At 67.8% G+C, this 15,906-nt stretch carries 12 protein-coding genes; 8 read left to right on the top strand and 4 right to left on the bottom strand.

Annotated features, from left to right (window positions below):
* Window positions 1–338: 338 nt before the first annotated feature.
* On the top strand, window positions 339–800 hold the full coding sequence (locus RCP37_RS16750; protein ID WP_373693198.1) for a tRNA (cytidine(34)-2'-O)-methyltransferase: 462 nt from the start codon (window positions 339–341) through the stop codon (window positions 798–800).
* Window positions 801–836: 36 nt separating this feature from the next.
* Here the strand turns inward: RCP37_RS16750 and RCP37_RS16755 are convergent, their stop codons facing one another.
* Entirely contained in the window at window positions 837–1,484 is a 648-nt protein-coding gene (locus RCP37_RS16755) for a nitroreductase family protein (protein WP_308484139.1), read from the bottom strand.
* Between the two features lie 78 nt (window positions 1,485–1,562).
* The gene (locus RCP37_RS16760) at window positions 1,563–4,838 is read right to left on the bottom strand and encodes an error-prone DNA polymerase (protein WP_308484140.1); all 3,276 of its coding nucleotides are present in this window, start codon (window positions 4,836–4,838) and stop codon (window positions 1,563–1,565) included.
* Between the two features lie 113 nt (window positions 4,839–4,951).
* Between RCP37_RS16760 and RCP37_RS16765 the strand changes: the two genes are divergently transcribed.
* Complete coding sequence (locus tag RCP37_RS16765; RefSeq protein WP_308484141.1) at window positions 4,952–5,383, top strand: MmpS family transport accessory protein; 432 nt, start codon at window positions 4,952–4,954, stop codon at window positions 5,381–5,383.
* Window positions 5,380–8,286 carry an MMPL/RND family transporter gene (locus tag RCP37_RS16770; RefSeq protein WP_308484142.1) on the top strand — a complete coding sequence of 969 codons (2,907 nt, stop codon included), beginning with the start codon at window positions 5,380–5,382 and terminating at the stop codon, window positions 8,284–8,286. Before RCP37_RS16765 ends, RCP37_RS16770 begins: the two co-directional genes overlap by 4 nt.
* Window positions 8,287–8,296: 10 nt before the next feature.
* Here RCP37_RS16770 and RCP37_RS16775 read toward each other — a convergent pair whose 3' ends face one another.
* Entirely contained in the window at window positions 8,297–9,160 is an 864-nt protein-coding gene (locus tag RCP37_RS16775; protein ID WP_308484143.1) for a universal stress protein, read from the bottom strand.
* 88 nt (window positions 9,161–9,248) lie between these two features.
* Between RCP37_RS16775 and otsB the strand changes: the two genes are divergently transcribed.
* On the top strand, window positions 9,249–10,379 hold the full coding sequence (gene otsB / locus RCP37_RS16780) for a trehalose-phosphatase (RefSeq protein ID WP_308487126.1): 1,131 nt from the start codon (window positions 9,249–9,251) through the stop codon (window positions 10,377–10,379).
* A 9-nt stretch (window positions 10,380–10,388) separates the two neighbouring features.
* Here the strand turns inward: otsB and RCP37_RS16785 are convergent, their stop codons facing one another.
* Window positions 10,389–11,258 carry a MaoC/PaaZ C-terminal domain-containing protein gene (locus RCP37_RS16785; RefSeq protein WP_308484144.1) on the bottom strand — a complete coding sequence of 290 codons (870 nt, stop codon included), beginning with the start codon at window positions 11,256–11,258 and terminating at the stop codon, window positions 10,389–10,391.
* A gap of 88 nt (window positions 11,259–11,346) precedes the next feature.
* Between RCP37_RS16785 and RCP37_RS16790 the strand changes: the two genes are divergently transcribed.
* Genes RCP37_RS16790 through RCP37_RS16805 form a run of 4 tightly spaced genes read left to right on the top strand, consistent with a single transcriptional unit; the run spans window position 11,347 to window position 15,837 of the window.
* Window positions 11,347–12,063 carry a histidine phosphatase family protein gene (locus RCP37_RS16790; protein ID WP_308484145.1) on the top strand — a complete coding sequence of 239 codons (717 nt, stop codon included), beginning with the start codon at window positions 11,347–11,349 and terminating at the stop codon, window positions 12,061–12,063.
* Between the two features lie 12 nt (window positions 12,064–12,075).
* Window positions 12,076–12,747, top strand: coding sequence for a TMEM175 family protein (locus tag RCP37_RS16795; protein WP_308484146.1), 672 nt, complete (start codon window positions 12,076–12,078; stop codon window positions 12,745–12,747).
* A 26-nt stretch (window positions 12,748–12,773) separates the two neighbouring features.
* Window positions 12,774–14,810: an SDR family oxidoreductase gene (locus tag RCP37_RS16800; protein ID WP_308484147.1), complete on the top strand. Its 2,037-nt coding sequence runs from the start codon at window positions 12,774–12,776 to the stop codon at window positions 14,808–14,810.
* A gap of 10 nt (window positions 14,811–14,820) precedes the next feature.
* Window positions 14,821–15,837 (top strand): nucleoside hydrolase, encoded by a 1,017-nt coding sequence (locus RCP37_RS16805; protein WP_308484148.1) that lies wholly within the window; start codon window positions 14,821–14,823, stop codon window positions 15,835–15,837.
* Window positions 15,838–15,906: the final 69 nt, after the last annotated feature.

Consider the following 15,906-nt stretch of genomic DNA (forward strand, 5'->3'; position numbering starts at 1 on the left):
TCACGGCATAGCAATTCGACGAGTATGCCAGTCGGCCGCAGGCCTGACCAGAATTTTTACTGAACAGAACACTTTCCGAGACCTTCGCGTGTCTTGGCGTACTTCGGTCGAGCAAACAGACCGACCCGCCATGATCGACCCCATAAGACGGTCCTGGCGGTGTTGAACATCCCTCTGGAGTACCCCTGCAGGTACGCCGGCGCCCCGTACCGACCCGGCATTCCGCGCTTGGGTGTCTAGATGACTTCGCCAGGCATACCCTGCCTGATACGCGGCGACCGGGTGCCGGTCGCTTCTCGGCCTGCCGTCATACAAGGATGCTGCCTGTGTTCAAAGTGATGTTCTATTCGCCCCGCATCCCGCCCAACACCGGCAACGCGATTCGGATGGTGGCAGCGACCGGCGCGGAGCTTCATCTGGTGGAGCCCCTGGGTTTCGACCTGTCCGAACCCAAGCTGCGGCGGGCCGGCTTGGACTATCACGACCTGGCCTGCGTGCGGGTGCACTCGTCACTGCCCGCGGCATGGGAAGCGCTGGGCGTAGTGAGTGGAGCCCGGGTGTTCGCATTCACCGCCGGCGCCCACACCCCGTTCACCGACGTGAGCTATCAGCCCGGTGACGTGCTGATGTTCGGTCCCGAACCCACTGGCCTGGACGAGGCGACGCTGGCCGACCCGCACATCACCGCCCGAGTGCGCATCCCGATGCTGGCCGGGCGGCGGTCACTGAACCTGTCGAACGCCGCCGCCGTCGCGGCATACGAGGCGTGGCGTCAGCACGGGTTCGCCGACGGGGTGTGATCCGCCGCGCTCGCGATCACCCGCGCCCGCTCGCGATCACCAAGTGTCGAAGTGCGCGACCTGCTCGGCCGGCAGCCGCTTGGCCGGCTTGAAATCGGTGCCCTTGGTGTAGGCGATCGGAAACAGCCCGCCCTGGCTGTACTCGTCGTACGGGATGCCGAGCACCTCGGCGGCCTGCTGCTCGCCGTCGCCCAGCAGGTGCAGCGTCGTCCAGCAGGAACCCAGCCCGCGGTTGCGCAGCGCCAGGCAGTAGCTCCACGCAGCCGGGAACAGTGACGCCCAGAACGACGCGCCGAACCCCAGCGAGCCGGTCTCCGGCTTGCCTTCCAAGCACGGGATCATCAGCACCGGCACGTCCTGCAGGTTCTCGGCCAGGTATCGGGCTGAGCCGCTGACGAACTCCATCCGTTCGCTGCGCACGTCGCCGTCGCCGTAGTCGGGCTTCATCCGGTTCAGATACGGCATGGCGTTCGCGCGGTAGATGTCGGCGAGCGCCTGCTTCTTGACGGGGTCGGTGACGAACATCCACTGCCAGCCCTGAGCGTTGGATCCGGTGGGCGCCTGCAAGGCGATCTCAAGACACTCCATCAGCACCTCGCGGGGAACCGGCTTGTCGAGGTCGAGGCGTTTGCGGACCGATCGGGTGGTGGTCAGGACTTCGTCGGCGGACAAGTTGAGGTTCATGGCTGGAGGTTACCGCCGGGCTTGCTGCGGCGGTCCAGCTTCGGCTCTCCTGCGTCGAACCTCGCTGACCGCCGGGCACTACCGGAAATCCCGAGAGCGCGAACTCACAGTCAACTCAAGAGAGCCCAGCCGATCGGCCAGCACGGTGACCGCCCCGCTGGCGTTCTGCACCCGCCCGCGGATCAGTAGTGCCGTCGCGGTCTGCGCCAGCCGTCGATGCCGCTTCCACACCCCCGGCGTGCACAGCACGTTGACCATCCCGGTCTCGTCCTCGAGGTTGACGAACGTGACCCCGCGCGCGGTCGCCGGCCGTTGCCGATGCGTCACCGCCCCGGCCACCAGCACCCGGGTGCCGTCGGGAACCGCGGTCAGCCGCACCGCCGGAATCACCCCGAGCGCATCGAGATCGGCACGCAGGAACTGGGTCGGGAAGCTGTCGCAGGAGACCCCGGTGGCCCACACGTCGGCGGCCGACAACTCGATCTCACTCATCCCGGGCAGGGCCGGGGTATGCCTCGCAACCCCCACCCCGGGCAGCCGGTCCGGCCGCTGCCCCGCTGCAGCCCCGGCCGTCCACAGCGCCTCCCGGCGCGACACCCCGAAACCAGCGAATGCGCCTGCGGTTGCCAGCGCCTCAGCCTGGGGCACTGAAAGCTGCACCCGCGCAGTCAGATCCAGCATCGAAGCAAATGGACCGTGGACCTCACGGTCGGCCACCAGCCGCTCGGCGAGGTCGGTACCGATGCCACGGACAGCACCCAGCCCGAGCCGGACCTGCGTGCCGGCTTCGGCCAGTGTGGCGTGCGCCAGGCTGGCGTTGACATCCGGGCGGTGCACCACGACCCCGTGCCGGCGGGCGTCGGCGACCAGCGACTGCGGCGAATAGAAGCCCATCGGCTGGGCCCGGAGCAGCGCGGCGCAGAACGCCGCCGGGTAGTGCAGCTTGAACCAGGCCGAGTAGAACACCAGCGACGCGAAGCTCATCGCGTGACTCTCCGGAAATCCGTAGTTGGCAAAGGCTTCCAGCTTCTCGTAGATCCGATCAGCCACCTCGCCGGCGATGCCATGGCACTCGGCCATGCCGGAGTAGAACCGGTCGCGCAACCGGCGCATCCGCTCCGGTGATCGTTTGGAGCCCATCGCGCGGCGCAGCTGGTCGGCTTCGCCCGCCGTGAATCCGGCGCAGTCCACCGCCAGCGTCATCAGCTGTTCCTGAAACAGCGGAATTCCCAGGGTTTTCTCCAACGCCCGCGCCATGCACGGGTGCTCATAGGTCACCGGGTCGATACCGTTGCGACGGCGGATATAAGGATGCACCGATCCGCCCTGGATCGGCCCGGGGCGGATCAGCGCCACCTCCACCACCAAGTCGTAGAACACCCGTGGGCGCAGCCTCGGCAGGGTGGCCATCTGCGCGCGCGACTCCACCTGGAACACCCCGACCGTGTCGGCACGCGCCAGCATCTCGTACACCGCCGGCTCGGACAGATCGATCGCGGCCAGATCCACTTCGACGCCGCAATGCTGCGCCACCAGGTCGATCGCGTAGTGCAATGCCGAGAGCATCCCCAGGCCCAGCAGGTCGAATTTCACCAAACCGATTGCCGCGCAGTCATCCTTGTCCCACTGCAGCACGCTTCGTCCGGGCATTCGGGCCCATTCCACCGGGCACACGTCGGCGATCGGGCGGTCACAGATCACCATGCCGCCGGAGTGGATGCCCAGGTGCCGGGGCAGGTCGGCGACCTGGTCGGCCAGCTCGATCACCTGTTCGGGAATGCCGTGAAGATCGGAGTCCTCCCGGCCGGGCCGGCCCCATCGGCTCAGCTGCTTGCTCCAGGCGTCCTGTTGTCCCGGCGAGTAACCCAGCGCGCGGGCCATGTCCCGCACCGCACTGCGGCCCCGGTAGGTGATGACGTTGGCCACCTGGGCGGCGTGGTCTCGGCCATATGTGTCGTAGACGTACTGGATCACCTTTTCGCGCTCATCCGACTCGATGTCGATATCGATGTCGGGCGGGCCATCGCGGGCCGGCGACAGAAAGCGCTCGAACAGCAATCCGTTGGCCACCGGGTCCACCGCGGTGATCCCGAGGGCGTAACAGACCGCGGAGTTGGCCGCCGACCCCCGGCCCTGGCACAAGATGTCGCTGCGCCGACAGAACTGGGTGATGTCGTGCACCACCAGGAAATATCCGGGAAAACCCAGTTGGGCAATGACTTCCAGCTCGCGTTCGATCTGGGCGTACGCGGCGGGCATGCGGTCGGGCGGGCCGTAGCGCCCCACCGCGCCGTCCAGGGTCAGCCGCCGCAGCCAGCTGTCCTCGGTGTGACCGTCCGGGACGGCAAACGGCGGCAGCCGCGGGGCGATCAGCGTCAGCGGAAAGGCGCACTGTTCGCCGAGTTCGGCTGCCGCCGGCACGGCCGCCGGATGCGCCGCGAACAACCGGGCCATCTCTGCGCCCGAGCGCAGATGCGAGCCGCCCAGCGGAGCCAGCCGGCCGGCGGCGACGTCCAGCGACTGGCGGGCGCGCACCGCACCCAGCGCCATCGCCAGCCGGCCGCGATCCGGCCGGGCGAAATGCGCGCCGGTGGTGGCCACCAGCCCCACCCCGAACCGGGGCGCCAGGCCGGCCAGCACCGCATTGCGTTCGTCGTCGCACGGATCGAAGTGCCGGGTCAGCTCCACGCTGACTCGCCCGGCCCCGAACCGGTCCACCAGGTCGGCCAGCGCGGCGGCGGCCGCATCCGGGCCACCGGTGGCCAGCGCCTGGCGGACGTGGCCCTTACGACAGCCGGTCAAGATGTGCCAGTGCCCGCCCGCCGCCTCGGTCAGCGCATCCAGATCGAAACGCGGCCTGCCCTTCTCGCCGGCCAGGTGCGCGGCGGCGATCTGCCGCGACAACCGCCGGTAGCCCTCCGGGCCGCGGGCCAGCACCAGCAGGTGCGGGCCGGGCGGGTCCGGGTCGTCGGTGCGCGCCACCCTCCCCAGCGACAACTCGGCGCCGAAGACGGTGGCCATATCCAGCTCGGCCGCCGCCTCGGCGAACCGCACCACCCCGTATAAACCGTCGTGATCGGTCAGCGCGATCGCCCGCAGGCCCAGCCGGGCAGCCTCGGCGACCAACTCCTGCGGGTTGCTGGCCCCGTCCAGAAAGCTGTACGCCGAGTGCGCGTGTAACTCGGCATAGGGCGGAAAAGACACTGTTCGCCCAGTCGGCCGCAGCGGCTCGACCTGCGGAGACGGCGAGCCGTGATCGGTCGACACACCGGCCGAATTACCGGTGTGACGAGGCTTACCATCTAGAACACGTTCTATTTCCGCCCAGCTAGACGGCCCGCTGCCCCAACTCACATCTTCCAAGATATCGAACATACGTTCTAAACGCCCTGGGATGGGTGTGAAAAAGAACTTTGATGCACTAATCTGTGTCAGTTCCGGCACGATGCGAAAGGGCCACTGCTTTCATGTTCGGCGCTCTCAGACGCGCGTGGTTACCCCTACTCATCGTCATAGTCGTCGCGGTGGGGGGGTTCACTGTGCAGCGAGTCCGCGGCTATTTCGGAGCCGACGACAGCGGCAATGGGACCGTCCCGTTCGAGGACACCAAGCCGTTTCACCCCAAGGTCGTGGTCTACGACATCTTCAGCCCGGACGGCACCTACGCCGACATCAACTACCTGGACCTCGATGCCACCCCACAGCGGATCGACGGCGCCAGCCTGCCGTGGTCGCTGACCCTGTCGACCACCAACCCCGCGGTGAGCCCCAACATCGTCGCCCAAGGTGACGGCGCCACCATCGGTTGCCGCGTCACCATCGACGGCGTCATCAAAGAAGAAAGAATCGCCACCGGCCCCGTGAGCGCCCAGACCTTCTGCATTGTGAAATCCGCATGAGCAAGCACACCAGCGACCCCAACGCCGAAGCCCCGACCGAAACGCTGCCGGCCGCGCAGCCGCCCAAGCGCGGCGGGATCCCGGCGTGGATCCGCCGGCTCGCAGTACCCATCATCCTGGCCTGGTTGGCGATCACCGTACTGGTGAATGTCGTTGTGCCGCAGCTCGACGAGGTCGGGAAGATGCGCGCGGTGTCGATGGCACCCCGCGACGCTCCGTCGATGATCGCGATGATGCGCATCGGCAAGGTGTTCGACGAGTTCAAATCGGACAGCTCGGCGATGGTGGTCCTCGAAGGCGACCAGCCGCTCGGCGACGACGCGCACAAGTATTACGACCAGTTGGTCACCAAGATGGAGGCCGACCACACCCACGTCGAGCACATCCAGGACTTCTGGAGTGACCCGCTGACCGCGGCGGGGTCCCAGAGCCCGGATGGCAAGGCCGCCTACGTCCAGGTGTATCTGGCCGGCAACATGGGCGAGACCCTGGCCAACGAATCGGTCGAGGCCGTCCAGCAGATCATCGCCGACACCCCGGCGCCCGAGGGCGTGCACGCCTATGTCACCGGCGGGGCCGCCCTCAACGCCGATCAGCACATCGCCGGCGACAAAAGCCTGAAGATCATCACCGCGCTGACGTTCGTGGTGATCATCACGATGCTGCTGTCCATCTACCGGTCCATCGGCACGGTGCTGTTGGTGCTGGGCATGGTGGTCTTCGAGCTGAGCGCTGCCCGCGGCGTGGTGGCCGTGTTGGCCTACTACAACATCATCGGCCTGTCGACGTTCGCGGTGAACCTGCTGGTGACGCTGGCCATCGCCGCCTCGACGGACTACGCGATCTTCCTGCTGGGCCGCTATCAAGAGGCCCGAGCGCTCGGCGAGGACAAAGAGTCGGCCTTCCACACCATGTATCACGGCACCGCGCATGTGATCTTGGGCTCGGGTCTGACCATCGCCGGCGCGACCTTCTGTCTGCACTTCACCCGACTGCCCTACTTCCAGTCGCTGGGCGTTCCGCTGGCGATCGGCATGTTGGTCATCGTGCTGGCCGCCCTCACCTTCGGCTCGGCGGTCGTGGCGGTGGCCAGCCGCTTCGGCATGCTCGAGCCCAAGCGGGCCATGCGAATCCGCACTTGGCGGCGGATCGGCGCGATGATCGTGCGCTGGCCGGGACCGGTGCTGGTGGCCACCACGGCGGTCTGCCTGATCGGCCTGCTCACGCTGCCGGGGTACAAGACCAACTACAACGACCGGCAGTACCTGCCGGACTACGTGCCGGCCAACATCGGCTACGCCGCCGCCGACCGACACTTCTCCCAGGCCCGGATGAGTCCGGAACTGCTGATGATCGAGACCGACCACGACCTGCGCAACCCGGCCGACTTCCTGGTGATCAACCGGATCGCCAAGCGAGTGTTCGAGGTGCCTGGCATCGGGCGAGTGCAGACCATCACCCGGCCGCTGGGCACGCCGATCGAACACACCACGATCCCGTTCGCGATCAGCATGCAGGGCACCACCCAGCAGCTGAACATGAAGTACCAGCTCGACAGCATGAAGAACATGCTCAAGATGGGCGACGACATGGCGGTCTCGGTCCAGAGCATGAAGGACATGCTCGAGGTCACCCGCGCGATGTCCGAGACGACCCACAGCATGGACCTCAAGATGCACCACATGCTCGACGACATCCAGCGGATGCGCGACTCGATCGCGGACTTCGACGACATGTGGCGTCCGATGCGCAGCTACTTCTACTGGGAGCCGCACTGCTTCGACATCCCGATCTGCTGGTCGATCCGGTCCATCTTCGACGTGATGGACGGCCTTGACCAGATGACCGAGGATTTCGAAAGGGTGCTGCCCGACATCGACAACCTCGATCGGCTGATCCCGCGGATGCTCGAGATCATGCCGCCGATGATCGAGACGATGGAAAACATGCGCACCACCCAGCTGAAGATGCAGTCCACCATGGAGGGCCTGCAGCTTCAGATGGAGAAGATGATGGAAGGCCAGAACGCCATGGGCAAGGCGTTCGACGAGTCCAAGAACGACGACTCGTTCTACCTGCCGCCCGAGGCGTTCGACAACCCCGACTTCAAGCGCGGCATGAAGATGTTCCTGTCCCCCGACGGTCACGCGGTGCGGTTCATCATCAGCCATGAGGGCGACCCGATGTCCCCGGAGGGCGTCAGCCACATCGCACCGATCAAGCACGCCGTGCACGAGGCGCTCAAGGGCACCCCGCTGGAGGGCTCCAAGGTCTATCTCGGCGGCACCGCGGCCATGTTCAAGGACATGAAGGACGGGTCGGCCTACGACCTGATCATCGCCGGTATCGCCTCGCTGTGCCTGATCTTCATCATCATGTTGCTGATCACCCGGGCCGTGGTGGCCTCGGCGGTGATCGTCGGCACGGTGCTGCTCTCGCTGGGCACATCGTTCGGTATCTCGGTGCTGATCTGGCAGCACATCATTGGCCTGGACCTGCACTGGATGGTGCTGGCGATGTCGGTGATCATCCTGTTGGCCGTCGGCTCGGACTACAACCTGCTGCTGGTCTCCCGGATGAAGGAAGAGCTGCACGGCGGACTCAAGACCGGCATCATCCGCGCCATGGGCGGCAGTGGCTCCGTGGTCACCTCGGCGGGCCTGGTGTTCGCGTTCACCATGATGTCGATGCTGGTCTCCGACCTGCGCGTGATCGGCCAGGTGGGTTCCACCATCGGCCTGGGTCTGCTCATCGACACCCTGGTGATCCGCTCGTTCATGACGCCGTCGATCGCTGCGTTGCTGGGCCGTTGGTTCTGGTGGCCGCAGCGGGTGCCGTTGCGGCCGAGCCCCGTGGCGCAGCAGGCCGTGGCCCGGTCGAACGAGCCGGTGTCGGTCAGCTGACGCCGGCCCGCTACGACGGCGGGCGGACGACCACAACCGGGGCGTGAGCCGACTGCACCACTGCCTGGCTGACCGAGCCGAGCAGCATGCCGGTGAAGCCGCCGCGGCCGTGGCTGCCCACCACCACCAGCTGAGCCTCCTGGGATTGGTCGACGAGCTGGTCGGCCGGTCGGTCATCGACCACCACGCGGCGCACCGTGACGTCGGGGTAGCGCTCGCGCCAGCCCGCCAGTCGTTCGGCCAGGGCCAGTTCACCTTCGGATGCCATCGCCGCGGTGTCGATGCCGGGGAAGTCCAGCAGTCCGGTGTCGTGCCAGGCATACACCGCGATCAGTTCCACCCCACGCAACGAGGCCTCTTCGAACGCCAGCGCGGTTGCGGCCTCCGACACCGGAGAGCCGTCGATACCGACGACCACCGGTGCGGTGTCGGGGCGCAGATGGTCTTCGTGGATGACCACGACCGGGCAGTGCGCATGTCGCACCAACGACGAGCTGACCGAGCCGAGCAACAGCCGGCGCATCCGCCCATGCCCGCGCGACCCGACCACCAGGCGGACCGCTTCGCGACTCATGTCCACCAGCATCGGCACCGTGGAGCCCACGACGGTCTCGGCGGTGACCTGCGCCGCGCCGGCCGCCTCGGCGATCTCGACGGCCTCACGCAGGTAGCGTTCGCCCTGGTCACGCTGCCACTCGGTGTAGCCGGGCGGCATCGGTGTCTCGGGGAACGTCATCACCACCGGGGAAGCCAGCACGTGGACCAGGATGAGCGGCAGGTTGTGCAGCGCGGCGTCACGCGCCGCCCAGTCGACTGCCGCTACCGACGACGGCGATCCGTCGACACCGACCAGGATTCCGGGAGTGGACGACATCGGGGCTCTCCTTGTGTTCGGGGAACTCTCTAGACCCCTACCACGCTAATCGGAGTACGGCTGTGGCACCGTGGTGGACATGGTTGGCATGTCGGTCACGATCGACCCGCGCCGGCATGACGCGGTGCTGTTGCGGCTCGGCGGGGGTGCCGACACGGCGCCGTTGACCGAGCGGCTGCGACGGGCTGGCGTGCGGGTGGCCGCGGTGGCCCCCGATGACTCCGACGGTTCGAGTGCCGAACTGCTGGCTGCCGCCGCCGGGTTGGCGGTGCGGCCGGGCCGCTGCGCGGTGCTCACCGACTCCGAAGCGGGGGTAATCGCCGCTCGCAGTGCCGGATTCGCCCTGGTGATCGGTGTGGGATGCGACGGCGGTGACGCAGTGGTGGCGGACCCGAGCGCGGTGCAGGTGCGTACCGGCGATCGGCCGATGTCGGCGTTGCCGGACGCGATGACGGCCTTGAACGCCGGGGAGCTGCGCGACCTCGATCACCCGGCGGTGTTCTTCGATTTCGACGGGACCCTCTCGGACATCGTCGACGACCCCGATGCGGCCCGGCCGGTGGCCGGCGCGGTGGAGGCGTTGGCCGCGTTGGCCGCCCAGTGCCCGGTCGCGGTGCTGTCCGGTCGGGATCTGGCCGACGTGCGGACCCGGGTGGGGCTGGACGGGATCTGGTATGCGGGCAGCCACGGCTTCGAGCTGATCGGGCCGGACGGCGCCCACCACCAGAACGAGGCCGCCGTCGATGCGGTGCTGGTACTGGCCGCCGCGGCCGGTTCCCTCACCGAGCGACTCGGTGCGATCCCGGGAATCATGGTGGAACACAAGCGCTTCGCGGTCGCGGTGCACTACCGCAATGTCGCCCGGGATCGGGTCGGCGAGGTGCTGGCGGCGGTGCGCGAGACCGGCCGGCGCCGCGGGCTGCGGGTCACGACCGGACGTGAGGTGATCGAGCTGCGCCCCGAGATCGACTGGGACAAGGGCCGTACGCTGCACTGGCTGCTGGATCGGATGCCCGGGGTGGCCACACCACTGTTTCTCGGCGACGACATCACCGACGAGGACGCGTTCGACGCGGTCACCGAACTGTCGGGTGCGGCAATTATGGTGCGGCACAACGATGACGGAGATCGCGCCACCGCCGCCCGTTACGCGCTGGAGAGTCCGGCGCAAGCGGCCGAGTTCACCGCGCAGTTGGCCCAGCGCCTGGCCGCCGGCTGATCCGCAACCTCAGTCCTGGTATTCCACCGCGCCGTCGTCGAGCACCACCCGCGGGTTGGTGCCGTCGGGACCGGCCGCCTCGGTGCGGAACACCGCCTTGCCCGGCTCGGTCCGCCAAATCGAGGTGGTCAGCGTCTCCCCCGGGAACACCGGGTCGGTGAATCGTGCCGAGATGGCGCTGACCCTGCTGGCGTCGCCGCCACCGAGCTCGGCGACCAGCGCACGACCGGCGAAACCGTAGGTGCACAGCCCGTGCAGGATCGGCTTGGGGAAACCGGCCAGCGTGGTGGCGAACCACGGATCACTGTGCAGCGGGTTGCGGTCGCCTGAGAGCCGGTAGAGCAGCGCCTGGTCCTCTCGGGTCCCATACGCGACGCGGGAATCGGGTTCGGTGTCGGGGATCTGCGGAGCGACCGCCCGTTGCCCGGGTTCCCCGCCGAAGCCGCCGGCCTTGCGGATGACCAGGGTGGTCAGCGTCTCGACGACCAGCTCGGAAGTCTTCGAATCGGTGCCGCGCGCCCGCAGCATCACGACGGCGTTCTTGCCCTCGCCCTTGTCCTGAATGTCGGCTACCTCGGCCACCACCTGCAGGCTTCCGGCGGGCGGCAGCGGCGCGAACAGTCGTACCTCTTGGGAGCCGTGCAGCAGCAGCGCCGGGTTGAACGTGCCGATCTTGCCGACGGCCGCAAAGCCCATGCAGCAGATGACGGCGTAGGTGGGCAACACCTGCTGCGGGGTGTCATGGCTGTTCTCGGTGGTGAATGCCAGATCGGCTGTTCCGGCGCCAACCCCGAGCGCATAGAGCATGGTGTCGCGATCGGTCCATGCAAACGGCATCGGGTCGGCAGTCGCGCCAATGGCCGTCGGGTCCAGTGCCACGGATTCTCCTTCACCTCGGACGAATTGGCCTCCACCATTTCAGCAGAACCGGTCGCGTCAGCGCCATCCACACGGCAGGCTGTCGAACATGGGGAAGCGCATCTGGAACCGCACCGGCACCCTGTTCGCACTGTTGGCGGCGGCGCTGGCCGCAGTCCTGGTGCTCAGCGGCTGTTCGGGGACACCACACCCGCGCAACATCACCCTGACGCTGGTCCGGCACGCGGAATCGGAATCCAACGCCGCCGGAATCCTCGACACGTCGGTGCCCGGTCCGGGACTGACCGAGAAAGGCCGCGTCCAGGCTCAGCAAATCGCAGATCAGCTCTCCCGCGGTCACCATGACGGTGTCTACGCCTCGTCGATGGTGCGCACTCAGCAGACCGCCGCCCCGCTGGCCCGCGAACTCGGACGTCAGGTGCAGATCCTGCCCGGGCTGCGGGAGATCAGCGCCGGTTGGTTCGGCGACAAGCCCCGATCGATTGCCAATTCGCCGTATTGGCTGGCCCCGCAGGCATGGCTTCACGGTGACCGGACCGCGGCCATCCCCGGCTCGATCGACGGCAACCAGTTCAACGACGAGTTCGGCGCCGCGGTCCAGCAGATCTACGACTCCGGCGACACCAACCCGGTGGCGTTCGCACACGGGGCGTCGATTGCGACGTGGACCCTGATGAACGTCAAGAATCCCCGCGATGAGCTGTTGATCGACCATCCACTGCCCAACCTCGGCAAGGTGGTGATCACCGGCAACCCGGCCACCGGCTGGAAACTGTTGGACTGGGACGGGATTCGCGCATTCTGACCTCAGGTGCCGATGAGCACGCCTGACGGCTCCGATGCTCCGGCCGGCTTGACCGACACCGGACGCGTGGAGGCGTTCAGCGACGGTGTGTTCGCGATCGCGGTGACCCTGTTGGTGCTCGACCTCAAAGCACCCGAGCACGCCCCCGGGCAGCTGCTGGAGGGGTTGATCCGGCAGTGGCCGGCCTACCTCGGTTACCTCGCGTCGTTCGGCTACGTCGCGGTGATCTGGCTCAACCACCACCAGGCGTTCACCGCGATCAAACAGGTCAACAAGGGCGTCCATCTGGCCAACATCGCCCTGCTGTTCACCACGGCGCTCATCCCGTTTCCGACCGCGGTGCTCTCCCGCGCGTTCATCGACGGGGCTGACACTCACGACGCGCGTACCGCCGTGGCCCTGTACGCCGGCATTCTGGCGGCCATGTGCGCGAGTTGGCTGCTGCTGTTCGATCAGGTCAGCCGGTGCCCCGACCGGCTGGTCGCAGACGAGGTGGATCCGCGCGTGTTCGCCGCCCAACGGTTTCGGTCGATAACCGGGATCGTCGCCTATCTGGTGGCGGGCGTGATCGGCGTGGTGTGGTCGCCGATGGTCGCGCTGGCGGTTTTTGTCGTGATGCCGGCCTTCTACGCGATCAATATCGGCGGGTATCGGACGGCGAGACCCAACTCACCATTGACGTAGCCGACCCGAGCGACCACCATGACCGCATGCGTTATGTCGTTACCGGCGGTACCGGGTTTATTGGGCGGCGAGCGGTGGCCCGAATTCTGGAGCACAGTCCCGACGCGCAGGTGTGGGTGCTGGTGCGTCGCGCCTCGCTGGGCCGCTTTGAAGCGCTGGCCTCTGCGAACCGCCAGGCCTGGGGCGAGCGGGTGAATCCGCTGGTCGGCGACCTGACCGAAGAGAATCTGGGATTGACCGACTCGGCACTCACCGAACTGGGCGACATCGACCACGTGCTGCACTGTGCGGCCATCTACGACATCACCGCCGGTGCGGCCGAACAGCAGGCAGCCAACGTCGAGGGCACTCGCGCGGTGATCGGGCTGGCGAAGCGGCTCGACGCCACCTTGTCGCACGTGTCGTCGATCGCGGTGGCCGGCGACTACGCCGGTGAGTTCACCGAAGACGACTTCGACATCGGCCAGCAGTTGCCGACCCCGTATCACCAGACCAAGTTCGAGGCCGAGCAGCTGGTGCGCTCGACGCCGGGACTGCGCTACCGGGTGTACCGGCCGGCGGTGGTGGTGGGCGATTCCCGCACCGGCGAGATGGACAAGGTCGACGGGCCGTACTACTTCTTTCCGCTGCTGGCCAAGCTGGCAGCACTGCCCCGGCTCACCCCGATGGCGGTGCCGGACACCGGACGCACCAACGTCGTTCCGGTCGACTACGTCGTCGATGCGCTGGTCGAGTTGATGCACGCCGACGGATATGACGGGCGCACCTTCCACCTCACCGCGCCGCGCTCCATCGGGCTGCCCGACATCTACCGGGCCGTTGCCCGAGAGGCCGGGCTTCCGTCGCTGCGCGCCACGCTGCCCGGGGCCGTGGCGGCCCCGGTGCTCAACGTCCGCGGACGGGCCCGGGTGTGGCGCAACATGATGGCCACCCAGCTGGGTCTTCCCGCCGAGGTGCTCGACCTGGTGAACCTGCGACCGACCTTCGTCGCCGACGCCACCCGCGCGGCGCTGGGTGGCCGCGTCCAGCTGCCCGAGTTCACCGACTACGCACCGGCGCTGTGGCGGCATTGGGCGCAGCATCTGGATCCCGACCGGGCCCGCCGCGACGATCCGGCCGGGCCCCTGGTCGGGCGGCACGTCATCATCACCGGGGCGTCCAGCGGGATCGGTCGGGCCTCGGCGATCGCCGTGGCCGAGCGCGGCGCCACGGTGTTCGCGCTGGCCCGCAGCGCCGGCGCCCTCGACGAGCTGGTGGCCGAGATCCGCGCCGAGGGCGGGCAGGCCCACGCGTTCAGCTGCGACGTCACCGATTCGGCGTCGGTGGAGCACACGGTCAAGGACATCCTGGGCCGATTCGGCCACGTCGACTACCTGGTCAACAACGCCGGCCGGTCGATCCGCCGCTCGGTGGTGAACTCCACCGATCGGCTGCACGACTACGAGCGCACGATGGCGGTCAACTACTTCGGTGCGGTGCGGATGGTGCTGGCTTTGCTGCCGCACTGGCGGGAACGACGGTTCGGGCATGTCGTCAATGTCTCCAGCGTGGGGGTACAGGCGAACAGTCCCAAGTACAGCGCGTATGTGCCCACCAAGGCGGCGCTGGACGCGTTCGCCGACGTGGTGTCGACCGAAACCCTGTCGGACCACATCACGTTCACCACCATCCACATGCCGCTGGTGGCCACCCCGATGATCGCGCCGACCGGAAAACTGGTGCCGATGGGGGCGATCAGCGCCGAACACGCGGCGGCCATGGTGGTGCGCGGCCTGGTCGAGAAGCCGGACCGGATCGACACCCCGTCGGGCACGCTGGGCCAGGCCGGCAACTACTTCACGCCCCGGCTGTCCCGCCGGATCCTGCACCAGCTTTATCTGGGCTATCCGGACTCGGCCGCGGCTCGCGGCGTGGCGCCCCCAGAAACCACCGAAGCTGTTGCATCCGTTGCGGCACACCCGACTCGACGCCGCCCGAAGCGGCCGTCGCGGGCGATCCCCCGGGTACGGGCGCCCCGCCCGGTCAAGCGGGCGGTGCGGTTGGTTCCGGGCGTGTACTGGTGAGCCTGCGCTCGTGACGCTGCCCGTCTTCGCCGACTTCGATACCGGCGTCGACGACGCGGTCGCGCTGGTGTACCTGCTGGCCAGCCCGGATGCCGAACTTGTGGGGATCGCGTCGACCGGCGGAAACGTTGCAGTGCAGCAGGTCTGCCGCAACAACCTGGCCCTGTTGGAGTTGTGCGGGGCGACCGACGTCCCGGTGTCGCAGGGCGCCGACAGACTGGCCCGCACCGCGGAGAACATCCACGGCCCGCAGGGGCTGGGGTACGCCGAGTTGCCGCCCGGCACCGGACAACTCACCGGATCCGACGCCGCCGCAGCCTGGGTCGCCGCCGCGCGGGAACATCCGGGACAGCTGATCGGTCTGGTCACCGGACCGCTGACCAACCTGGCATTGGCGCTGCGGGCCGAGCCTGCACTGCCCACGCTGCTGCGTCGGCTGGTGATCATGGGCGGCGCGTTCTCCGGCGAGCGGTCCGGCTGGGCCGAGTTCAACATCGGATTCGATCCGGAGGCGGCCGCTGAGGTGCTCACGACATGGGGAACGGTTGCGCCGCAACGGCTCCCGATCGTGTGCGGCCTGGATCTGACCCGGCACATCGCGATCACGCCGGCGATCCTGGCGCGGCTGTCCGCGCCGAACCGCCGCATGAGCCCGGTGGTTCAGCGAGGCTCGACGAAGGAGAGGCGAAGCTGGAACCGCCGCATGAGCCCGGTGGTTCGGATGCTCAACGACGCGCTGCGGTTCTATTTCGAGGCACACGAGGCGCGCGGCCACGGCTACCTGGCGTATCTGCACGATCCGCTGGCCGCGGCGGTCGCACTGGAACCCACCCTGGTGACGACTCGCCCGGCTGCGGTGCGGGTCGAGCTTGCTCCCGGCGATGCGCGCGGGCGCACGATCCCCGACTGGGATGCCGCACAGCCCAACGCGCTGATCGGGGTGGGCGTCGACCCGGCGGTGTTCTTCGACCGGTTCGTGCAGCGGGTCAGCGCATTCGCCCGCGCTCTCCCACCGAACGTGTACTGAGGGCGATTTCGGAGCCGAATTCTCGTCCTGAGTACACGTTCGTTCCCTTCCCCCCGCGCGGCAATTGAC

Origin of the sequence: Mycolicibacter sp. MU0102, from assembly GCF_963378105.1 — a bacterium.
GTDB lineage: Bacteria > Actinomycetota > Actinomycetes > Mycobacteriales > Mycobacteriaceae > Mycobacterium > Mycobacterium holstebronense.